General features: G+C 72.0%; 18 protein-coding genes and 3 pseudogenes. 10 read left to right on the forward strand and 11 right to left on the reverse strand.

Annotated features, from left to right (window positions below; all coding sequences use genetic code 11):
- The first annotated feature begins 8 nt into the window (after positions 1-8).
- Entirely contained in the window at positions 9-1649 is a 1641-nt protein-coding gene (locus OG594_RS04585; protein ID WP_266595397.1) for a transposase, read from the forward strand.
- A 51-nt stretch (positions 1650-1700) separates the two neighbouring features.
- Here the strand turns inward: OG594_RS04585 and OG594_RS04590 are convergent, their stop codons facing one another.
- Positions 1701-2789 (reverse strand): DNA alkylation repair protein, encoded by a 1089-nt coding sequence (locus OG594_RS04590; RefSeq protein ID WP_266595399.1) that lies wholly within the window; start codon positions 2787-2789, stop codon positions 1701-1703.
- A gap of 416 nt (positions 2790-3205) precedes the next feature.
- Here OG594_RS04590 and OG594_RS04595 point away from each other — a divergent pair, with 416 nt between their 5' ends.
- From OG594_RS04595 to OG594_RS04610, 4 genes are all read left to right on the forward strand, one after another.
- Positions 3206-4771 carry an APC family permease gene (locus tag OG594_RS04595; protein ID WP_266595401.1) on the forward strand — a complete coding sequence of 522 codons (1566 nt, stop codon included), beginning with the start codon at positions 3206-3208 and terminating at the stop codon, positions 4769-4771.
- A 154-nt stretch (positions 4772-4925) separates the two neighbouring features.
- Positions 4926-5213, forward strand: coding sequence for a hypothetical protein (locus OG594_RS04600; RefSeq protein WP_266595403.1), 288 nt, complete (start codon positions 4926-4928; stop codon positions 5211-5213).
- Between the two features lie 63 nt (positions 5214-5276).
- Positions 5277-6071: a DUF4239 domain-containing protein gene (locus OG594_RS04605; RefSeq protein ID WP_266595405.1), complete on the forward strand. Its 795-nt coding sequence runs from the start codon at positions 5277-5279 to the stop codon at positions 6069-6071.
- A 122-nt stretch (positions 6072-6193) separates the two neighbouring features.
- Positions 6194-6607, forward strand: a complete 414-nt coding sequence (locus OG594_RS04610; protein WP_266595407.1) for a hypothetical protein — start codon at positions 6194-6196, stop codon at positions 6605-6607.
- Here the strand turns inward: OG594_RS04610 and OG594_RS04615 are convergent.
- Genes OG594_RS04615 through OG594_RS04625 form a run of 3 tightly spaced genes read right to left on the reverse strand, consistent with a single transcriptional unit; the run spans position 6565 to position 9020 of the window.
- Entirely contained in the window at positions 6565-7350 is a 786-nt protein-coding gene (locus OG594_RS04615; RefSeq protein WP_266595409.1) for an ABC transporter permease, read from the reverse strand. The two genes, OG594_RS04610 and OG594_RS04615, sit on opposite strands and share 43 nt — an antisense overlap.
- The gene (locus OG594_RS04620) at positions 7347-8312 is read right to left on the reverse strand and encodes an ATP-binding cassette domain-containing protein (RefSeq protein WP_266595411.1); all 966 of its coding nucleotides are present in this window, start codon (positions 8310-8312) and stop codon (positions 7347-7349) included. The genes OG594_RS04615 and OG594_RS04620 overlap by 4 nt, the downstream gene beginning before the upstream one ends.
- Positions 8313-8345: 33 nt before the next feature.
- Positions 8346-9020, reverse strand: a complete 675-nt coding sequence (locus tag OG594_RS04625) for a DUF4097 family beta strand repeat-containing protein (RefSeq protein ID WP_266595413.1) — start codon at positions 9018-9020, stop codon at positions 8346-8348.
- Positions 9021-9265: 245 nt separating this feature from the next.
- Here OG594_RS04625 and OG594_RS04630 point away from each other — a divergent pair.
- A pseudogene (locus OG594_RS04630) lies at positions 9266-9463 on the forward strand (helix-turn-helix domain-containing protein); the annotation flags it as partial.
- Between the two features lie 162 nt (positions 9464-9625).
- A pseudogene (locus tag OG594_RS04635) lies at positions 9626-10012 on the forward strand (MarR family transcriptional regulator); the annotation flags it as partial.
- Between the two features lie 15 nt (positions 10013-10027).
- On the opposite strand, the gene OG594_RS04640 reads toward OG594_RS04635, so the two are convergent.
- Positions 10028-10330: a MerR family transcriptional regulator gene (locus OG594_RS04640; protein WP_266595415.1), complete on the reverse strand. Its 303-nt coding sequence runs from the start codon at positions 10328-10330 to the stop codon at positions 10028-10030.
- On the opposite strand from OG594_RS04640, the pseudogene OG594_RS04645 reads away from it, so the two are divergent.
- Positions 10287-10478: pseudogene (locus OG594_RS04645) on the forward strand (hypothetical protein); the annotation flags it as partial. The gene OG594_RS04640 and the pseudogene OG594_RS04645 sit on opposite strands and share 44 nt — an antisense overlap.
- Here OG594_RS04645 and OG594_RS04650 read toward each other — a convergent pair.
- Positions 10424-10840: a VOC family protein gene (locus tag OG594_RS04650; RefSeq protein ID WP_266595417.1), complete on the reverse strand. Its 417-nt coding sequence runs from the start codon at positions 10838-10840 to the stop codon at positions 10424-10426. The pseudogene OG594_RS04645 and the gene OG594_RS04650 sit on opposite strands and share 55 nt — an antisense overlap.
- Before the next feature lie 115 nt (positions 10841-10955).
- On the reverse strand, positions 10956-11198 hold the full coding sequence (locus tag OG594_RS04655; RefSeq protein WP_266595419.1) for a hypothetical protein: 243 nt from the start codon (positions 11196-11198) through the stop codon (positions 10956-10958).
- Positions 11199-11416: 218 nt separating this feature from the next.
- On the opposite strand from OG594_RS04655, the gene OG594_RS04660 reads away from it, so the two are divergent.
- Positions 11417-12670 carry a DUF4241 domain-containing protein gene (locus OG594_RS04660; RefSeq protein WP_266595422.1) on the forward strand — a complete coding sequence of 418 codons (1254 nt, stop codon included), beginning with the start codon at positions 11417-11419 and terminating at the stop codon, positions 12668-12670.
- Positions 12671-12692: 22 nt separating this feature from the next.
- Here OG594_RS04660 and OG594_RS04665 read toward each other — a convergent pair whose 3' ends face one another.
- From OG594_RS04665 to OG594_RS04675, 3 genes are all read right to left on the reverse strand, one after another.
- Positions 12693-13277: a hypothetical protein gene (locus OG594_RS04665; RefSeq protein WP_266595424.1), complete on the reverse strand. Its 585-nt coding sequence runs from the start codon at positions 13275-13277 to the stop codon at positions 12693-12695.
- Between the two features lie 100 nt (positions 13278-13377).
- Entirely contained in the window at positions 13378-14238 is an 861-nt protein-coding gene (locus OG594_RS04670) for a TIGR03619 family F420-dependent LLM class oxidoreductase (protein ID WP_266595426.1), read from the reverse strand.
- Between the two features lie 103 nt (positions 14239-14341).
- Positions 14342-15460, reverse strand: a complete 1119-nt coding sequence (locus OG594_RS04675) for an ADP-ribosylglycohydrolase family protein (RefSeq protein WP_266602598.1) — start codon at positions 15458-15460, stop codon at positions 14342-14344.
- 645 nt (positions 15461-16105) lie between these two features.
- On the opposite strand from OG594_RS04675, the gene OG594_RS04680 reads away from it, so the two are divergent.
- Positions 16106-17170 (forward strand): tyrosine-protein phosphatase, encoded by a 1065-nt coding sequence (locus tag OG594_RS04680; protein ID WP_266595428.1) that lies wholly within the window; start codon positions 16106-16108, stop codon positions 17168-17170.
- An 86-nt stretch (positions 17171-17256) separates the two neighbouring features.
- On the opposite strand, the gene OG594_RS04685 is transcribed toward OG594_RS04680, so the two are convergent.
- Positions 17257-19833 carry a bifunctional FO biosynthesis protein CofGH gene (locus tag OG594_RS04685; RefSeq protein ID WP_266595430.1) on the reverse strand — a complete coding sequence of 859 codons (2577 nt, stop codon included), beginning with the start codon at positions 19831-19833 and terminating at the stop codon, positions 17257-17259.
- Between the last annotated feature and the right edge of the window lie 50 nt (positions 19834-19883).

Consider the following 19883-nt stretch of genomic DNA (forward strand, 5'->3'; position numbering starts at 1 on the left):
GGCCGGCGATGGCTGATCCAGCCAGGAAGCTTCGCGCTATAGCCCCCTCTTTTGTGGCGCTCGCTCCCTCTGGCGTCGCAATACGCGACCGCCTGGAGCATCTCACTCAGGGGGATGAGGAGGTCCTGCGGGCTGTCGGGGAGTATCAGGGTGCTCTGGCTTCCCGTGACCTCAAGCAACGTTGCGCGGATGGCAACGATCACAGCACGGGCACCTGGGCGAGGCGCAAGCGGGATCTGACGAAGGAATCGTCGTCGCGGATTGCTGGGGCGATAACCAAGACCAGCCACGATCAGTGGGCGCTCGCCCGACGCTGCCAGGCCGCGCACATAAAGAGCCTGGAAGCCGGCATCCGCACGCTGCGGCACCGACTGTCCCTGCCTATCGGGGAGAAGGGCGGCAAGCGCGCGGCGGGCGGCTACCGCTCCAGGAGAGAGTGGTTCAACAAGTCCCGGCGTCTGGCCGCGCTGGAGGTCCGGCACGCTGCCGCTGTCCGCGACTGGCAGGCCGGGCGGGTCCGTGTTGTGCGGGGTGGGAAGCGACTCGCGAACACCCGGCACAACCTCACTGGGGCCCAGCTCACCGAGGCGCAGTGGCGCGCCCGCTGGGAAGCCGAACGCTGGTTCCTGGCTGCTGACGGGGAGTCCGGAAAACGGTTCGGGAACGAGACGATCAGGGTCACGCCCGATGGCGAAGTGTCGATCAAGCTGCCCGCCCCGCTCGCATATCTGGCCAACAGCAAGCACGGCCGGTACGTCCTCGCTTCCACTGTGGCGTTCAAGCACCGGGGCCAGGAATGGGCAGACCGGATCGAAGGAGACCGAGCTGTCGCCTACCGCATCCACCTGGACGCGCAGCGCGGGCGCTGGTACCTGACCGCGTCCTGGCAGCGTCCCGTCGTCCAAACGGTCCCGCTCACCGCAGCCCGGGCGAACGGCGTGATCGGTGTCGATATGAACGCCGACCACTTCGCCGCTTACCAGCTCGACCCGCATGGCAACCCGATGGGTGAGCCGCACCGCTACTTCTACGACCTGTCCGGCACTGCCACTCACCGCGACGCGCAGATCCGACACGCCATCACCCGTCTGATCAACTGGGCCAAGCGGGCTGACGTCGGCGCGATAGGGCTCGAAGACCTCGACTTCACGACCGAGAAGACCCGCGAGAAGCACGGCGGCAGAAAGCGGTTCCGGCAGCTCATCTCCGGCATGCCGACCGGCAAACTCAAAGCCCGCCTCGTGTCGATGGCCGCCGCACACGGTCTCTCCATCGTCGCGGTCGATCCCGCCTACACCTCACAGTGGGGAGGCCAGCACTGGCAGAAACCGCTGGTCACCCCACGCCGCAAGATGTCCCGACACGATGCCGCAGGCATCGCGATTGGACGACGCGCCCTCGGGCACCCGATCCGGCGACGGACGGCACCGCCCCCACACGACCAGAGTGATCGTGTGGGGCATCGGACCGCCCAGGCCGGGCCAGGCACCCATGGGCGTGACGGAAACCGCCCACCCACGACGGACCGGCTACACGGAGAGCCGACGCCGAGTGGGAAGAGAAAGCGGAGACCGAGTGCATCCAAAACCGTTCGGGATGCGCCCAGTACGCACCGGTGGGTCCAAGACTCACTCATGCACACTGGCTAGGAACGGTGGGACTCGATTCCGTAGGTCATGCCGAGAGGGTGTCAGGCGAAGTCAGGACGCGTCCAACGAAAATCCGGCCTCGCCGCGGACCCGGCCGTTGATCTGGAGCTGCACCAGGTGCTCGCCGGAGTGGTAGCGGCGGGTGGTGATGGGCTTGAAGGAGTGGCGCTTGGTGCCGCCGAGGGTTTCGCCGGGGGCCAGGGAGCGGGTGACGAGTTTGAACACCTTGGGGGTGCGGGTGCCGCCCGCCTTCACGTGGTGCACGACGTAGTCGATGACCAACTGCGCCGGGAGCGGGCCGGTGTTGGTGACCGTCCAGTCGAAGACGAGGTACTCGCCGACGGCGATCCGCGGGGCGGCGACGACCGGGCCGCTCACGGTGACGGGCACGTCGGGGGAGTGACCGAGCAGGGTCAGCGCCTCGGGCCGCCCGGCCTTGATCAGGGTGCGCAGTCCGTGGCGCACGACGCGGTCGGTCGTGGCCTCGGGCCCGGCCAGCCAGCGGGCCGCGGTCTCGACCGCGAGGGCGGGGTGGTCGCGGCTGATGTCGTTGAGGTGGTTGGAGACGGAGCGGCGGACGTACTCGGACCCGTCGCGGTAGAGGGCGTCCAGCACCGGCACGGCCGGCCGCGGGTCGGTGACGAAGGCGGGCAGCTGCGGGGCCCACGGCAGCCGGGGCCGGGTGCCCTCGCTGGCGAGGCGGCGTACGTGCGGGTCCGGGTCGGCGGTCCACTTCTGTACGACGGCCAGGGCGCGGTCCGGGTCGGCGCGCAGGAAGGGCCGTACGGCGGACTCGGCGGTGAGCCGGGAGGTGAGGTCGTGGAGCAGGTCCAGCCCGGGTTCGAACGCCTCCAGCCCGCGGACGGCGACGGCCTCGTTGACGGGGAAGGTCATCCAGCCCTCGAAGTCGGGCTGGGCGAGGGCGGTGCGTACGACGGCCTCGAAGGCGGGCCACGGGTCGGGGAGGTCGTCGAGCACGGCGTCGCGGACGGCGGCGACGCGGCCGCTGAAGGTCAATCCGTCGAGGGCTTCGGCGCGGGCGCGCAGGGCCGGCGAGGACCGGCGGCCGCCCGCGCGGGCGAGCAGTCGGGCGAGGCTGGTGACGGTGTCCGCGCTGAGCAGTTCATCGGCCGTGGGCATGGGGCCAGTCTCGCCGATGCGGCCCCCGGTCCGGGGGCTTCCGGAGCGCGGCGGCGACCGCCGCGCTCCGGGCCCGGTCGTGCCCGGTCGCCCGCTCCGTCCACGGAGGAGGCGGTGAGGACGCAGCCCTTCATGCTGCGCATGACTTTCAAACCGATCCCGGACCCCCGTTACCGCCGGTCACCGCAAAGTCACGACGGAAACTTTGAAAATTCGCAAAACGGACATGGCTGCGGTTTCCGCATGCCGAAAGAGTCCCGGTCGAGCCTGTCGAAGCGTGGGCGCGCGTCAAAGTGAACCTTGCATTAAGCGCTCGTGAACTGCCTCGACCTCAAGATTCGAAGGCGTTCGGGGGTGTTGAGTTCCGGACTTCGATCGTCCAGATGTGGAAAACGCACCATCTAACGTCCTGACCCATGACTCAGCTGGACGTTCGGCCTCGGGCCGGAGACACGGTAAGCGGCGTCGCCGAGGGCGACGTTCGCGGCAAGGGCCTCGGCAAGGGGTCCGTCGGACTGGTCGGAAGCGCCGTCATCGGCATCTCCACCGTCGCCCCCGTCTACTGCCTGACCTCGACCCTCGGCTCCACCGCCGGCGAGGTCGGCATGCAGATGCCCGCGATCTTCCTCGCCGGCTTCCTCCCGATGCTCCTGGTCGCCTTCGCCTACCGCGAGCTCAACAAGGCCATGCCGGACTGCGGCACCTCCTTCACCTGGACCGTCAAGGCCTTCGGCCCGCGGATCGGCTGGATGTGCGGCTGGGGCCTGGTGATCGCCACGATCATCGTGCTCTCCAACCTCGCGGGCGTCGCCACCTCCTACTTCTGGCTGCTGGCCGGCGAGATCACGAACAACGCGTCGGTCGCCGCCCTGGACGACAACAAGCTCGTCCACATCACCACCTGCCTCACGCTGATCGCCGTCGCGACCGCCATCAGCTACCGCGGCATGACCGCCACCAAGGGCGTCCAGTACGCGCTGGTCGGCCTCCAGCTCGTCGTGCTCGCGATCTTCGTCGCCATGGCCTTCCAGAAGGCCTCCGCCGGCACCTTCGACACCGGCCTGGACTTCTCCTGGTCCTGGATGAACCCCTTCGCGGTCGAGTCCATGGCGGCCTTCACCGCCGGACTCTCGCTCTCGATCTTCATGTACTGGGGCTGGGACGCGTGCCTGGCCACCAACGAGGAGACCACCGGCTCCACGAAGACCCCCGGCCGCGCCTCGCTCATCGCGATGATCGTCCTGGTCGGCTCCTACCTGGCCACCGGCATCGCCGCCCAGATGGCCGTCGGCGCCGGCGGCGAGGGACTCGGCCTCGCCAACGAGGAGACCTCGGGCAACGTCTTCGCCGCCCTCGCCGGCCCCGTCATGGGCCCGGCCCTCGGCATCCTGCTCTTCGTGGCCGTCCTGGCCTCCGCCGCGGCCTCCCTGCAGACCACCTTCATCCCGGTGGCCCGCACGGTCCTCGCCATGTCGACGTACGAGGCCCTGCCGCCCTCCTACGCCAAGGTCCACCCGCGCTTCAAGACCCCGGGCCGCGCCACCGTCATGGCGGGCGTCGCGACCGGCGTCTTCTACACGGTGATGACCCTGGTCAGCGAGAACGTCCTCACCGACACGATCTTCGCGCTCGGCCTGATGATCTGCTTCTACTACTCGCTGACGGCCTTCGCCTGCGTCTGGTACTTCCGCGGCGAGCTGCGCCGCTCCGCCCGCGACCTGTTCTTCAAGGGCGTCTTCCCGATCCTGGGCGGCCTGCTGCTGGCCGCGGTCTTCTTCAAGACCCTGTACGACGCCTGGGACCCGTCCTACGGCTCCGGCTCCACCCTCCCCGGCCTCGACGTCGGCAACGTCTTCGTCATCGGCGTCGGCCTGCTGGCCCTCGGCCTGGTGATCATGTTCGTCACCGAGCGCCGCAGCCCGGCCTTCTTCCGCGGCGAGGTCCTGACGAAGTCCACCCCGTCCCTGGTGGTCGAGGACTGACCGTCCCCGCGCCCCCGCGCCCCAGCCGCTGAGTCATGCCACGGCCCCGGATCGATTCCCCCGATCCGGGGCCGCGGGCGCATCCGGGCCGTTCCACCGCGCCAACCCGGGCGCGGGCGGTGACCAGGTGTGCGGCGGGGTCGTTGGACGGTGCATGAACGCCTTGAAGCGCACCCTCGCCGCCCTGGTCGTCTCCGGTGGCGCCCTCGCCCTCGTACCCGCCGCCGCGCACGCCGACGAAGCACCCGACCAGGCGCCCCCGGTCGTCGGCCGGGTCGTGGACATCGTCGACCACCCGACCCAGGCCGTACAGGACACCAAGACCGCGGTGGGCGCGACCGCCCAGGCGGCCGGAGCCGCCGGCCAGGCCACGGACTCCTCCCTCAAGGGCGCCGGCACGGCCCTGACTGCCGGCCTCCCCAACGCCCCGAAGGTCGGGTGACGAACACCGGCTGAGGCCCGGCTCCAGAGGGTGTCTCGAGCGGCGGCGCTCGTTGAGCAGGGCATGATCCTCTGGCTGCTCAACCATCTCAGCACCTTCGTCATCGCCGTCCTCCTGGTCGGCGGCCTCACCGGCCTCGCCGTCGCCGGGAGCGTGGCCGCCCGCCGCCGCTTCCCGCACCTGGCCCAGGGCGACCACAACGAGATGGTCGGGGTCGCGCTCGGCATGTTCGGCGCGATCTACGGCATCATCCTCGCCTTCGTCGTCGTCACCCTCTGGACGCAGCTGGAGAACACCCAGAACATCGTCGCCAGCGAGGCCACCGACCTGGCGCTCGTCGTCCGCAGCGCCGACGCCTTCCCGCCGGCCGACCGCGACCGGGTGCACCGGGCCGTCGGCGCGTACGCGCACGCCGTCGTCGAGGTGCAGTGGCCGTTGATGCGCGACGGGCGGCCGAGCTACGAGGCGACCGCCCCGCAGACGCACGCCCTCTACCAGGCGCTCCAGGCCTACGAGCCGCAGGGCACCCGGGCCGAGACCTTCTACGCCGAAGCGGTCACCCGACTCAACGACGTCGCCGCCCAGCGCCGGGCCCGCATCACGATGGCCGAGAGCTCGCTGCCGATGCTGCTCCAGGTGCTGGTGTACGGGGGCGCGTTCGTGATCGTCCCGCTCACCTTCCTCTTCAGGCTGCGCAGCCTGAAGATGCAGCTGCTCTTCGTATCGGCGGTGGCCGGGCTGATCGGCTTCAGCCTGCTCCTGGTGGTGGCACTGGACCGGCCCTTCGCGGGGGACCTGAGCGTGACCCCGGAGCCCTACAAGGAGGCGGCCCTGGCGCAGTTCTGGGCCGCCGGCTGAGGGGGCCGCGGGCTGTCAAGTCCCGAACTCCAGCGACGTGACGCGATCCGCTCCCTCGGGCTGACTGGATGCACGGGCCCACCGCCCCGCCCCCACGCCTTCGCCTCCCGAGGAGCATTCCCATGGCCGGCATCCACACCCGCACCCGGACCCGCACCGGCACCGGCACCGGCACCCGGACCCGGCGTCTCGTCCTGCTCGTCATCGTGGCCGCGCTGGCCGCCGCGGGCGCCGGCTTGGCCTACGGGGCGCTCGCCGCCCCCGCGACGCCGCGCACCCCGCACTCCTCCACCGCCCCGGCGTCCCGCGACGGCGGCTCCGGCCACCGCCTGTGGTCGGTGTTCAAGCACCTCTGGACGAGCGTCGGCATGGCCGGGGACGCCCCGCACGTGGGCCCCAACGCCGACGGGCGGCGTACGCCGACCGCCGTGTCGGTGTACGCCGCCCAGGGGCGGGACGGTGCTGCGGGAGGAGGCCCGCGCGCTCATACCGGTTACTTCGGGTCGCGGTTGAAGGAGGCCGCCGACCAGCGGTAGCCGAGCACCGCCAGGCCGATGGACCAGGCGACCGCGAGCCACCCGTTGTAGCCGATCTCGGTGCCGAGGAGCAGGCCGCGCAGGGTCTCGATGGCCGGCGTGAACGGCTGGTACTGGGCGATCGGCTGGAACCAGCCCGGCATCGCCTCGATCGGGGTGAACGCGCTGGAGATGAGCGGCAGCAGGATCAGCGGCAGCGCGCTGTTGCTGGCGGCCTCGGCGTTCGGGCTGTTCATGCCCATCCCGACGGCGATCCAGGTGAGCGCCAGGGAGAAGAGCGCGATCAGCCCGAACGCGGCCAGCCACTCCAGGGCCGTGGCGTCGGTGGACCGGAAGCCGATGGCGACGGCGACGGCGCCGACCAGGACCACGCTGGCGAGTGCCTGTAGGACGCTGCCGACGACGTGCCCGACGAGCACGGAGCCGCGGTGGATCGCCATGGTGCGGAAGCGGGCGATGATGCCCTCGGACATGTCGGTGGAGACGGACACCGCGGCCCCGACGACGGTGCTGCCGATGGTCATCAGCAGGATGCCGGGGACGACGTACGCGATGTAGTCGGAGCGGTCGCCGCCGCCCATGCCGGCGCTCATCACGTCGCCGAAGATGTAGACGAAGAGCAACAGCAGCATGACCGGGGTGAGCAGCAGGTTCAGCGTCAGCGACGGGTAGCGCCGGGCGTGCAGGAGGTTGCGGCGCAGCATCGTGGAGCAGTCGCGCACGGCGAGGGAGAGGGAGCTCATCGGACGTTCTCCTTGGACTGGTGGGGGAGGGCGGCGGACGGGCCGGTGAGGGAGAAGAACACGTCGTCGAGGTCGGGGGTGTGCACGGTCAGCTCGTCCGCCTCGACGCCGGCGGCCTCCAGCCGGTCGAGGACCGAGCGCAGCGCGCGCTGGCTGCCGTCGCTGGGCACCTGGAGCGCCAGTGCCTCGTCGTCCCGGGTGACCTCGTGCAGGGCGAGGGCCGCGGACCGGTAGAGAGCCGGGTCGGTGAAGCGGAGCCGGACGTGTCCGCCGGGGATCAGCCGCTTCAGCTCGTCGGCGGTGCCCTGGGCGGCGATCTTGCCGTCGTTGAGCACGGCGATGCGGTCGGCGAGCTGGTCGGCCTCCTCCAGGTACTGGGTGGTGAGGAAGACGGTGACGCCGCCCGTGACGAGTTCGCGGATGATCTGCCACATGTTGTGGCGGCTGCGCGGGTCGAGGCCGGTGGTGGGCTCGTCGAGGAAGATGATCCGCGGGTCGCCGACCAGCGTCATCGCGATGTCGAGGCGGCGCTTCATGCCGCCGGAGTAGCTGGCGGCGGGCTTCTTGGCGGCCTCGACCAGGTCGAAGCGTTCCAGCAGTTCGCCGGTCACCCGCCGTCCCTCGCTGCGGGAGAGGTGGTGCAGGTCCGCCATGAGGAGCATGTTCTCCTCGCCGGTGATCAGGCCGTCGACGGCGGAGAACTGGCCGGTGACACCGATCGAGGCGCGGACGGCCTGCGGGTCGGCGGCCAGGTCGTGGCCGTTGATGTGGACGGCTCCGGTGCCCGGGTCCGCACCGATCAGGGTGGAGAGGATCTTGACGGCGGTGGTCTTGCCGGCGCCGTTCGGACCGAGCAGGGAGAAGACCGTGCCGGTGGGGACCGCCAGATCGATCCCGTCGAGGACGACCTTGTCGCCGTAGGACTTGCGCAGCCCGTTCGCCGCGATGGCCAGGTTGGTCATGAGGAGTGCTCCTTCGGAAGCGGTGACTGCGGGTCAGATGCTGCGGGCGGTGATGTCGCCGTAGGAGGTGGTGGCGCGGATGGTGAGGCCGGCGGCGGCGCCGTCGGTGTTGGTGAGGGCGTTGTGGATGCGGCCGTAGGCGGTGCCGGCGTCGAGGGTGGCGGAGACCCCGCGGGCGGCGCCGACGGTGATGTCGCCGGCCTGGGTGGTCAGTTCGACGGTGCCGCGCTGGGCCTCGGCGATGTGCAGGTCGCCCTTCTGGGTGGTGATCTGCGCGGCGCCGCCCAGGCGTCCGACGGAGACGTCGCCGGCCATCAGGGTGAGGTGGGCGCTCGCGGTCTCGTCGAGCTTGACCGTGCCCTGGGCGCTCTCGAAGGTGACGTCGCCGAGGCGTCCGACGCCGCGGAACTCGGCGGCCGCGGTCTTCGCCTCGACGCGGGAGCCGGCGGGCAGTTGGACGGTGATCTCGACGGATCCCGGGTGGTTGCCGAGGATCCGGTTCTTCGCGGGTGCGGTCGCGATCCGCAGCACGCCGTTGCTGTACTCGGCGCTGGTCTGCTCGGCGGCCTTCACGTCGCGGCCCTTGGAAGCGTCGGCCGGCAGGATCTCGACGGTGGTGTCGGCCCGGTCGGCGGCGATGAACCGGATGAGCCCGGCGGGGACGTCCAGGACGGCGGCGATCGGGGCGGCGGTGGCGAACTTCTGCATGGTCCTTCTCCTTCATCAGCGGCTGCGCTCCGTGCGCCCCGCGGTTTCTGATGAACGAAAAGCTACGTTGCGTTCGAGAAACTGGCAACAGACTCGTTGCGTAAAATCTGCATCGCAGCAGGTCAAGTGCGAGATTTCATTGCAATGGTTTCGAACTTAACGCAACGCGCGCTACGCGATTCGTTGCAATGGAATGAGAGTGAACGCTATAGTGGGCCACACCACGCACCACGAAGGAGAACGCGATGCCGGGAGGCAGGCTCAATCAGCAGGAACGCCAGCAGATCGCGCTGGGACTGGCCGACGACCTCGCCTACGCGGAGATCGCCCGGCGCCTCGACCGTCCGACCTCGACGATCTCGCGCGAGGTGATGCGCAACGGCGGCCCGGGCGCCTACCGGGCCGACCTGGCCCACCGCGCCACCGAACGCCGCGCCCACCGGCGCAGTCAGGCCGCCCCCCGGGGGGCGGAGGCGATCCCGCAGGCCCACGGGCGCGACCCCGAGGCCGTGCGCGAGTTCGAGGAGGTGTTCACCAACGTCCTCATCCAGGCGGGCACGCCCAAGATGATGGCCCGGGTGATGTCCTGCCTCTACATCACGGACACGGGCAGCCTGACCGCGTCCGAACTCGTCCAGCGCCTCCAGGTCAGCCCGGCGTCCATCTCCAAGGCGATCACGTTCCTGGAGGGCCAGGGCCTCGTCCGCAGGGAGCGCGACGAACGCCGCCGCGAGCGCTACTTCGTCGACGACGACGTCTGGTACCAGGCGACCATCGCCAGCGCCCGCGCCAACGCGCAGATCATAGAAACCGCACGCCAGGGCGTCAGCATCCTCGGCCCGGACACCCCGGCCGCCAACCGCCTGGAGAACATCGCCCGCTTCATGGACTTCGTCTCCGAGGGCATCACCCGCGCCGCGGAACAGGCGCGCGAGGTCCTCCACGCGAAGCCGGGAACGCCCGCCGCAACGCCCCCGGGCGACACCCCTTAGGGAGTGCCCTGCCGATCAGGCCGTGCGGCCCGCCGCCGCCTCGATCACCTCGTCCAGCACCTCGCGGGAGCGGACCAGATCGCCGATCATCCGGTCGATCCGCTCCCGCTCCGTGGCCAGTTCGGCCACCAGCGCCGGGGTGGCGCGCACCGATGGGCCGCCGTCCTCGTCCCGCACGCAGGGCAGGATCTGCGCGATCTTCGCGCTGTGCAGGCCGGCCGCGTACAGCTCCTGGATCCGGCTGACCCGGTCGACCGCCCGCTCGGGGAAGTTCCGGGGCTTCCTCGGCAACCCCGACTTCGTGGAGCGGCTGCGCACGGGCGCGCCGCTCCACGCGATCCGTCCGGAGTTCCTGATGCACGTACAGGGCGCGGAGGGCTACACCGGCTACCCGGCCCTCGGGCGGTCCGCCTACGAGGGCGAGTCGGCGTGGCCCCAGGTGCGGGAGCAGAGCACCAGCCGGTAGCCGTCGGGGTCGGCGACGGTGACCCCCCACTCGTCCCAGTACGGGTTGTGGGCGGCGACGCGGGTTCCGCCGTGCTCGACCAGGCGCTGGACCAGGGCCTCGTCGGGGGCCTCGCCGAGATAGAGCACGAACAGGTCGTCGACGGTCGGCGCGGGCACGATCGGGTTCGAGGCGTCACGGGTGAGCTCGAAGTGCCAGCCGCCCCCGGCCGGTCCGACCATCAGCAGGTCGTGCTCCCCGGCCACGCTCTCGGCGCTCCGCCACTGCACCTGTAGCCCGAGCCCGTCGACGTAGAACCGCTCGGCGGCCGCCAGGTCGAGCGAGGGCCGGGCGACGCGGACGTGAGTACGTGAATCGATCATGCTCGTCAGCGTACGAAACCCCGCCGGGACGCGGGCGGTTCGGCCCGTCCGCCGCACGGCGGGCCCGCCGGCCGGGAGCCCTGTGGGGCGGGCCCCGGCCGACGGGTGCCGGGCGTCAGGCGCCCAGGTGGTGGAACTCGGCCCACTCCTTCTCGCCCTCGGACTCGCAGTTGTCGGCGTACAGGGGGCCGATCTTCGCCGGAATGCCGGCGAAGGAGGAGCAGTTGGACGCGAAGGCCTTGTGGCCGCCGGAGAAGTAATCGATGTCGACACCGTCGTTGGCCAGCGCCGCACCGGCGCCGCCCAGCAGGATGCCGGCGGCCAGGACGGACGCCGTCAGGGCAGAGCGAATACGCATGACACTCTCCTAAGGATCTCGATCTACGCGCCGGATAGACGGCACGCGACCGGCTCAACATCACGGAGAGTTCCCGGGAAACGGTGCTTCACCCCAATGGCGGTCACCCTCTGTCATTCGGGCGTGCCCTGTCAGAAGCCCGCCGTGGCCGCACTGTCGGTGGCGGTCGCTACCTTGCGATCAGGTTCAGGAGCCGGCGAGATCGGGCGGTGGCGGGGATGGTCGTCGAGTTGGGGTACGCGGAGGGCTGGGACCTGGCGACCCGTACGCCGTGGCGGCCGTTGTCCGCCGAGGAGGCGCGGGAGCGGGACGCGGCCGGGCTGCCGTACGTCGTGGAGTACCGGATGCCCGGCCGCGAGGCTCCGCTCGAAGTCAGGCTCGTCTCCTGGCAGGAACACCACGTGGGCCTCTGGGTCTACGACGAGCAGGGCCGCCGCGTCCATGAGGTCGACTACCGACTCCTGGACGGGGAACGGCTGTTGACCCGGCGGGCACGCCGCTGGGGCTATGCCGGGCCCGAGGTGCCGGAGTTCGACGAGGAGGCCTCCCGGACCACCGTGACGCTGCACCCCGACGGCCGGGGCCGTCTGGTGCGGGAACCGAAGGGTTCCAAGAGGGGATCGACGCACACCACGGCCGAGGTCACCGAGGAGGAGCGGTGGATGGACCGCCCGGAGTTCGGGTGCTGGCCCGTGCTCTCGGCGCAGGTGCACGGGCTGGCGGAGCCGGTCACCGTCCGGGAGACGGTCGTGGAGCGACGGGTCGCCGGCGCGGAGTCCGAGCCCGCCGACCGCTGGCGGGCTCCCCGGCCGGGCGAGGCCGGGCCGCTGGACGCGCTGTTCCGGCCCGGGACCCGGATGACCACGCCGCACGACCCCGAGATGACGGTCGTCGAGCCGGTGCGGCGCGGAACCCTGAACGTGCCCAGCGGACTGCTGGGCATCGACTGCCCGCTGGACGGCAAGGGGCCGCGCCTGACCGTGCCCGTGCCGCCCGGGGCGTACCCGCTCGAGGAGGGCCGGATCACCTTCGGGTACGTCTGCATGTTCGAAGGGCGCTGGGTGGACCGCACGGACACCACGGCGGTCCGGCTGTGCGTGAGCGATGCGCCCGCGGCCTCCTGGGAGATGGCCATGGCGCCGGAGGACGATCCCCGGCTGCTCGGCGAGGGCGAGGTGTACTGCTTCTCCACGGACGGCGCGACGGGCGCCTTCGCCGATGCCCGTGCGTGGGGACCGCTCCAGGAGCGTTTCGACCGGGTGATGGCGGACGGCGATGCGGACGAGGGGGAGCCGAACGAGGGGTCCATCTTCCTCGTGCGGACCCGCGAGCCCGTCTCCGGCGCCGAGTTGGCCGCGTTCGCGGTGTGCTCGGACGGGGGCCATCCGGTCTGGGTGGGCAGGTCCGCCGACGGGGACGTGGTCGGTGTGGTGGTGGTGATCGACCAGATGCCCGAGCTCGCGGCGCCCTGACCCCCCGCCGCCGGGCGGGCGTTCAGGGGCGCCAGCGGGGCGCCTCGTCGTCCGGGGTGTCGGGGCTGGCGAAGTGGAACGGTACGCCGAGGTGGTCGGCCAGGGCGGTGCCCGCGCGGGTGGCGGCCGCCGCCGAAGGGTGGAGGCCGCCGGTGTCGGCGCCGTCCAGGGCGCGTTCCGCCGCACCCCAGTAGATCGCGGCGAGGCACTTCTGCGCGCTCTGCCCGTTCTGCCCGGCCGGTTCGTCCAAGATGGCCAGCAGGTTCACGAACCAGCCGTGGACGGTGTCCCCGTCCCAGATCGCCTCGATCGCCAGCACCCGGCCCCGGATGCCGTGGGCCAGGGTGGCGAGCGAGTCCAGGTCGAGCGGATCGTCGGGGGTGCGGGCCACCCGGTCGCCGAAGTGCACGTAGCGCAGGTGGACGATCTCCTGGGCCTCCCGCAGACCGATGCCCCGGGCGCGGCCCGCCTCCCACACCAGCTTGATCGCCAGCATCAAGCCGTCCTGGAGGACGTATCCGTCGACCTGCGTGCGGATGCCCGCCGGGAGCGCCGTCCAGTGGTTCTCGATGTCCCGGTCCACGCCGTCCGCCCCTCGGTTCGTCATGGCGTCATGATCCGCGGGCGGTGACGCGCCGTCGAGGGGTTTTCGGGAGCGGCCGGCCCCTGCCCGGGCCCCTGCCCAGGCCCCGGCCCGCCCCGCGCCGTCAGAGGTACTGGGCGAACTCGTCCAGGGTGCGCAGGACTTCGGGCTTCGCGGCAGAGGGGAGCTGGAGGACGACCTCCTCGATGCCGAGGTCGGCGTAGTGGCTCATCTTGCCGGGGGTGGGCCGGACGGCGTACGGGACCACGCGCAGGGCCTTCGGGTCGCGCCCGGCCGTCTCCCAGATCTGGCGCAGCACCGGGATGGATTCGCCGAGTCCGCCGCCGCCGATGGGGAGCCAGCCGTCGGCGTGGTCGGCGATGGCCGCGAAGAGCTTGGGGCCGGCCGCGCCGCCGATCAGGGTGCGCGGGCCGTACAGGGGTGCGCCGGGGCCGAGTTCGCGCGGGGCCTGGACCGGCTTCGGGTGGGCGGCGCTGGCCTGGACGGAGCAGTACTGGCCGACGTACGCCGTGGGCTCGGGGGACCACAGGGCGCGCATCAGCGCCATCCGGTCGCGGACCAGGTCGCGGCGGGTGCGCCATTCGACGCCGTGGTCGGCGGCCTCCTCGACGTTCCAGCCGTAGCCGATGCCGAGCGTGAAGCGGCCGTGGGAGAGGTGGTCCAGGGTGGCGACCTGCTTGGCGAGGTCGATCGGGTCGTGCTGGGCGACCAGGGTGATGCCGGTGCCGAGGTGGAGCCGTTCGGTGACCGCGGCGGCCTGGCCGAGGGCGACGAAGGGGTCGAGGGTGCGCCCGTACATCTCGGGGAGTTCACCGCCCATGGGGGTGGCGGTCTCGCGGCTGACCGGGATGTGGGTGTGCTCCGGGAGGTAGAGGCCGGAGAAGCCGCGCTCTTCGAGGCTGTGGGCCAGCCGGACGGGGGAGATGGTGCGGTCGGTGAGGAAGATGGTCGTGGCGATCCGCATGTGCTTTGACACCTCCGAGACGTGGGACCCGCCACGGTACGGGCTGGGCCCGCGAATGTTGAGGGGGCGTCAGGTGGTGGGGCGTGTCCCCCGGGGGCGCGGTTCAGTCGCGGGGGTAGCGGGCCAGCCAGCCCGGGGAGGCGGTGGTGGGGCTGTGCAGGCTCGGGCCCTGGGTCATCTCCAGGGCGAAGTCGTCGGCGAGTTCCAGCAGCGCGGCGCGGCCTTCGAGTTCGGCGAGCCAGGCGGCCGGGAGGGCCGTCTCGCCGTGCAGGGCGCCGAGCAGGGCCCCGCACAGGGTGCCGGCGGCGATGGAGTCACCGCCGTGGTTGACCGCGAGGCGCAGGCCCTGCGGGACGTCCTCGGCGACCAGGGTGCAGTAGACGGCGACGGCGAGGGCGTCGGCGGCGTCCTCGGGCCCGTCGCCGCCGGGGGAGAGGGACGCGACGGCCCCGGGCCCGGGCGAGCCCTGGGTGACGGCGGCCAGGGCGCGCTGGAGGGCGTCCGTGACGGGCTGGTGCCCGGCGCGGGCGCCCAGCAGGCCGAGGGTGCGCTGGACGGCGGAGTCGAGGGAGTCGCCGCGGACCAGGCCGTGGACGATGACGGCGACGGCTCCGGCCGACAGGTGGGCGGTGGGGTGGCCGTGGCTCTGCGCGGCGCACTCGACGGACAGTTGGAGGACGAGGGCGGGCTCCCAGCCGACCAGCAGCCCGAAGGGTGCCGAGCGGGAGGCGGCGGCCGCGTCGCGGGCGGTGGGGTTCTTCGGCTGGTCGAGGGTGCCGAGGACGTCGTCGGCGAAGCCGGTCAGGCAGGCGCGGTGCGGGGCGCGGCGGGCGTAGAGCCACTCCTCCTGCGCGAGCCAGCCGTTGTCCTTGCGGCGTTCGTCGGGGCCCCAGTCGTGCTGGGTGGCGGCCCAGCGCAGGTACGCGCGGTGGATGTCGGTGGGCGGGTGCCAGGCGCCGGTGTCGCGGCGTACGTGGGCCCGTATCAGCCCGTCCACGGTGAAGAGGGTGAGCTGGGTGGCGGCGGTGACCCGGCCGCGGCGCCCGAGGGCGGGGGCCGGACCGGTCAGGCCGTCCGGGCCGTGGGCCGCGCGGAGGGCGGCGAGGGAGAGGCCGGCGGCGGGTGCGCCGAGGGCGTCGCCGAGGGCGGAGCCGAGGAGGGCGCCGCGGACGCGGCTGCGGAAGTCCTGCTGCTCGACGCGGCCCCAGAGGCCGGTGGCGATGCCACGGCCGAGGGTGCGGTTCGCCCCGGCGGGGGCGGGCCCCACCCCGCCGCCCGCGGGCCCGGCGGCGACCCGGCCTTGCCCCCCGACCGGCCCGCTGGCGCCGGCGGGGCCTTGGCCGCCTGCGTGCCCGGGTCCGCCGACCGGGCCGGTGGTGCCGGCGGGGGCTTGGCCGCCTGCGGTGCCGGGGCTGGCTGCCGGGCTGTGGGCGCCGATGGAGCCCTGGCCACCGACCGGGCCGTGGGTGCCTGCGGGGGCTGGGGCGTGCAGGGAGATGGCAGGGGCGTTGGTGGCCGGGTCCTCGGTCGGGCCGGGGCCGCCCGGGCCCGTCGCGGAGCCCGTGTCGTTCGTACCGTTCACTGCGTCCATCCCCGGCACCGCGCTCCCCGCTGACGAGTCCACTCGATGCCCGGCGCCCCTACCCGTACCCGCCGCGCACGCGAACCCGCACTGTAGTGGACAGGATCGGTCGAATCCGGAAGCGGTCGGCCAAGGGGCCCGTAAGCGAACGTAGATCGGCCAGAATCCGAATACTTCCGGCCGCGATCCGGGAGATGGCACGTTTTGCCAGTTGCCTCCGAGCCGGTCGTTTTCAGTCACGCCTCGTTCATCGGACGTTCTCCGCGGCCACCCAGCCTCGGAGCCATGAAGAAGGCCCTCCTCGCCGCGACCGCCGTCGCCTCCGCACTCGCCGCCTCCCTGGTCGCGGCCCCGCTCGCCTCCGCCTCCGGCTGGGACCGGTACGACCGGTCCGCCGTCCCGTTCACCGAAGCCACCGTCACCGCCGGAGCCGACGGCTCCTTCACCCTCCAGTGGAAGGCCCGCGGCACCGACCGGGTCGAGATCAAGGCGAACGGCAAGGTCGTCGCGAAGGGCGGGTCCCAGGGCCGCGCCGTGGTCACGGGCCTGCCCGCCGCCGACCGCCAGTGGTTCGACTTCAAGCCCGGCCGCGGCCAGGGCCTGCGCCTCGCCGACCGCCTGATCGAGCTGGACGGCACCGCCAACTTCCGTGACGCCGGCGGCTACCGCACCAGCACAGGCCAGTGGGTCAAGATGGGCGAGATCTACCGCTCCGACGCCCTCAACAAGCTGACCGAGAACGACCTGGCCAAGCTGCAGCGCCTGCGCGTCAGGACGGTCTTCGACCTCCGCATGGAGGACGAGCGCACCAAGGACGCCGACAAGGTGCCCGCCGGCGCCAGCTACGTCGTCGCCGACGTCTTCGCGGGCTCCGGTTCCTTCCAGACGATGCCCCGCACCCCCGACGAGGCCGTCAAGGCCATGGTCGACGCGGAGCGGGCGATGGTCTCCGGCGCCGGCGGCAAGAAGGCGTACACCCAGGTCTTCGAAGGCATCGAGCGCGACCGCAGCCGCTCCGTCCTCTTCCACTGCACGGCCGGCAAGGACCGCACCGGCTGGGCGGGCGCCACCTTGCTGACCGCCCTCGGCGTGCCCCGCGAGACCGTCGAGGCCGACTACCTGGCCAGCAACGACTACCGCAAGGCCGCCAACGACGCGATCCTCTCCCACCTGCCCGCCCAGCAGGCCGCCGTCTACAAGCCGCTGCTCGACGTGCGCCCCGAGTACCTGAACGCGGGCTACGACGAAGTGAAGGTGAAGTACGGCTCCTTCGACCGCTACCTCAAGGACGGGCTCGGCATCGACGCCCGTGAGCTGAAGGAGCTGAAGAAGGACCTCCTGGTCGGCTGATCGGGAGGAAAGGGATCCCGGAAAGGGCTCCCGGAAAGGGGTCCCGGAAAGGGGTCCCGGCCGTCCGGCCGGGACCCCGCTTCCGCTCAGTCCAGTACGGGGAGCAGCTCGGGCAGGTGCCCGTCCGAGGCGCGGGCCGCCTCCTGCCGCTCCTGCGGCACCTCCCCGTACAGCGTCGTACGGGCCTTCGCGGGCCGCCCGGCCGCCTCGGCGACCGCGATCAGGTCCTGCACCGACTTGTACGAGCCGTAACTCGACCCGGCCATGCGTGAGATGGTCTCCTCCATCAGCGTGCCGCCCAGGTCGTTCGCCCCGGACCGGAGCATCTCGGCCGCGCCGTCCGCCCCCAGCTTCACCCAGCTCGTCTGGATGTTGGGGATGTGCGGGTGCAGCAGGATCCGGGCCATCGCCGTCACCGCCCGGTTGTCCCGGACCGTCGGACCCGGCCGCGCGATGCCCGCCAGGTACACGGGCGCGTTGGTGTGGATGAAGGGGAGCGTGACGAACTCCGTGAAACCACCGGTCTGCTGCTGGATCCGGGCCAGCGTGCGGAAGTGGCCGAGCCAGTGCCGCGGCTGGTCCACGTGCCCGTACATCATCGTGGACGAGGAGCGGATCCCGAGCTCGTGCGCGGTGGTGATGACGTCGATCCAGTCGGCCGTCGGCAGCTTGCCCTTGGTCAGGACCCAGCGGACCTCGTCGTCCAGGATCTCCGCCGCCGTACCCGGGATCGAATCCAGGCCCGCCTCCTTGGCCGCCGTCAGCCAGTCCCGTACGGACATCCCCGTGCGGGTCGCCCCGTTGACCACCTCCATCGGCGAGAAGGCGTGCACGTGCATGCCGGGGACCCGCTGCTTCACCGCGCGCGCGATGTCGAAGTAGGCCGTCCCGGGCAGGTCCGGGTGGATGCCGCCCTGCATGCACACCTCGACCGCGCCCACGTCCCAGGCCTGGGCGGCCCGGTCGGCGACCTGGTCGAGGGAGAGGGTGTAGGCGTCGGCGTCCGTGCGGCGCTGTGCGAAGGCGCAGAAGCGGCAGCCGGTGTAGCAGACGTTGGTGAAGTTGATGTTCCGCGTGACGATGTAGGTGACCTCGTCGCCCACGACCGACCTGCGCAGGTCGTCGGCGATGCGGCACAGCGCGTCCAGGGCCGGGCCGTCCGCGTGAAGCAGCGCCAGCGCCTGTGCGTCCGTCAGCTTCGTCGGATCGTCGGCGGCCTGCGCGAGGGCGCCCCGTACGTCGGTGTCGATGCGCTCGGCCACCATGCCGGGAGCCGCCGCCTCCCGCAGCGCCTCCCAGTCCCCGTACACGTCGTCGAAGTCGTCGCGGCGGTCGCCGGTGCGGCCCTCGGTGTCGATGGTGGCGTGCAGGTCGGTGCGCCCGTACGCGGTGAAGCCCTCGTCCGGCTCCTGCCACGGCCGGCCCTCGACCACGGCGCCCTCGTCGGCCAGCCCGGTCCCCGGATCGGCCAGCGCCCGTACGTGCGGCAGCAGCCGGGGGTCCAGCCAGGGCTCGCCGCGCTGGAGGAACTCCGGGTAGATGGTGAGGCGTTCGCGCAGCTCGAAGCCGGCGGCGGCGGTGCGCGCGGCCAGCTCCTCGATGTGCGGCCAGGGACGCTCGGGGTTGACGTGGTCGGGGGTCAGCGGGGAGACCCCGCCCCAGTCGTCGATGCCCGCACCGATGAGGAGCGCGTACTCGGCGTCCACCAGGTTCGGCGGGGCCTGGATGCGCGCGCTCGGGCCCAGGATGTGCCGGGCGACGGCGATGGCGGCGGCCAGCTCCTCCAGCTCCGCGTCCGGCATGCCGCGCATGGCGGTGTCCGGCTTGGCGCGGAAGTTCTGGACGATGACCTCCTGGATGCCGTGGTAGGCGCGCTGGATCCGCCGGAGCTCGAAGAACGCCTCGGCCCGCTCCGCGTAGGACTCGCCGATGCCGATCAGCACGCCGGTGGTGAAGGGGACGTTGGAGCGGCCGGCGTCCTCCAGCACCCGCAGCCGCACGGCCGGGTCCTTGTCGGGGGAGCCGTGGTGGGGGCCGCCCGGCTCGGACCACAGGCGGGTGGCGGTGGTCTCCAGCATCATGCCCATGCTGGGTGCGACCGGCTTGAGGCGCTGGAGGTCGGACCACGACATGACGCCGGGGTTGAGGTGCGGCAGCAGGCCGGTCTCCTCCAGGACCCGGATCGCCATGGCGCGCACGTAGGCGAGGGTGTCGTCGTAGCCGTGCGCGTCGAGCCACTCGCGGGCCTCGGGCCAGCGGTCCTCGGGGCGGTCGCCGAGGGTGAAGAGCGCTTCCTTGCAGCCCATCGCCGCGCCCTGGCGGGCGATGTCGAGGACCTCGTCGGGGGAGAGGTACATCCCGTGGCCGCTCTTGCGCAGCTTTCCGGGGACGGTGACGAAGGTGCAGTAGTGGCACCTGTCGCGGCAGAGGCGGGTGAGGGGGATGAAGACCTTGCGGGAGTAGGTGATGACACCGGGCCGCCCGGCGGCGGTGAGCCCGGCGTCCCTCACCCGTGCGGCGGAGGCGGCGAGGTCCCCCAGGTCCTCGCCGCGCGCCTGGAGGAGTACGGCCGCCTCGGTCGCGTCGAGCGCGACGCCGTCGCGGGCCCGCCGGAGCGCGCGGCGCATCGCGTTTTCGGTCGGAGCGTCACTCGGAGTGGTCATGGGCCGAGCATACGATCCGACGTTCCGGCGGTGGGGCGGCTGGGGAGTGG

This window comes from Streptomyces sp. NBC_01214, from assembly GCF_026340975.1.
GTDB lineage: Bacteria > Actinomycetota > Actinomycetes > Streptomycetales > Streptomycetaceae > Streptomyces.

What these genes read in the sequence shown, in the direction of transcription:
- OG594_RS04585 (WP_266595397.1), top strand. Translation starts at nt 9, where the DNA reads ATGGCTGATCCAGCCAGGAAGCTTCGCGCTATAGCCCCCTCTTTTGTG.
- OG594_RS04590 (WP_266595399.1), bottom strand. Translation starts at nt 2,789, where the DNA reads ATGCCCACGGCCGATGAACTGCTCAGCGCGGACACCGTCACCAGCCTC.
- OG594_RS04595 (WP_266595401.1), top strand. Translation starts at nt 3,206, where the DNA reads ATGACTCAGCTGGACGTTCGGCCTCGGGCCGGAGACACGGTAAGCGGC.
- OG594_RS04600 (WP_266595403.1), top strand. Translation starts at nt 4,926, where the DNA reads ATGAACGCCTTGAAGCGCACCCTCGCCGCCCTGGTCGTCTCCGGTGGC.
- OG594_RS04605 (WP_266595405.1), top strand. Translation starts at nt 5,277, where the DNA reads ATGATCCTCTGGCTGCTCAACCATCTCAGCACCTTCGTCATCGCCGTC.
- OG594_RS04610 (WP_266595407.1), top strand. Translation starts at nt 6,194, where the DNA reads ATGGCCGGCATCCACACCCGCACCCGGACCCGCACCGGCACCGGCACC.
- OG594_RS04615 (WP_266595409.1), bottom strand. Translation starts at nt 7,350, where the DNA reads ATGAGCTCCCTCTCCCTCGCCGTGCGCGACTGCTCCACGATGCTGCGC.
- OG594_RS04620 (WP_266595411.1), bottom strand. Translation starts at nt 8,312, where the DNA reads ATGACCAACCTGGCCATCGCGGCGAACGGGCTGCGCAAGTCCTACGGC.
- OG594_RS04625 (WP_266595413.1), bottom strand. Translation starts at nt 9,020, where the DNA reads ATGCAGAAGTTCGCCACCGCCGCCCCGATCGCCGCCGTCCTGGACGTC.
- OG594_RS04650 (WP_266595417.1), bottom strand. Translation starts at nt 10,840, where the DNA reads ATGATCGATTCACGTACTCACGTCCGCGTCGCCCGGCCCTCGCTCGAC.
- OG594_RS04655 (WP_266595419.1), bottom strand. Translation starts at nt 11,198, where the DNA reads ATGCGTATTCGCTCTGCCCTGACGGCGTCCGTCCTGGCCGCCGGCATC.
- OG594_RS04660 (WP_266595422.1), top strand. Translation starts at nt 11,417, where the DNA reads ATGGTCGTCGAGTTGGGGTACGCGGAGGGCTGGGACCTGGCGACCCGT.
- OG594_RS04665 (WP_266595424.1), bottom strand. Translation starts at nt 13,277, where the DNA reads ATGACGAACCGAGGGGCGGACGGCGTGGACCGGGACATCGAGAACCAC.
- OG594_RS04670 (WP_266595426.1), bottom strand. Translation starts at nt 14,238, where the DNA reads ATGCGGATCGCCACGACCATCTTCCTCACCGACCGCACCATCTCCCCC.
- OG594_RS04680 (WP_266595428.1), top strand. Translation starts at nt 16,106, where the DNA reads ATGAAGAAGGCCCTCCTCGCCGCGACCGCCGTCGCCTCCGCACTCGCC.
- OG594_RS04685 (WP_266595430.1), bottom strand. Translation starts at nt 19,833, where the DNA reads ATGACCACTCCGAGTGACGCTCCGACCGAAAACGCGATGCGCCGCGCG.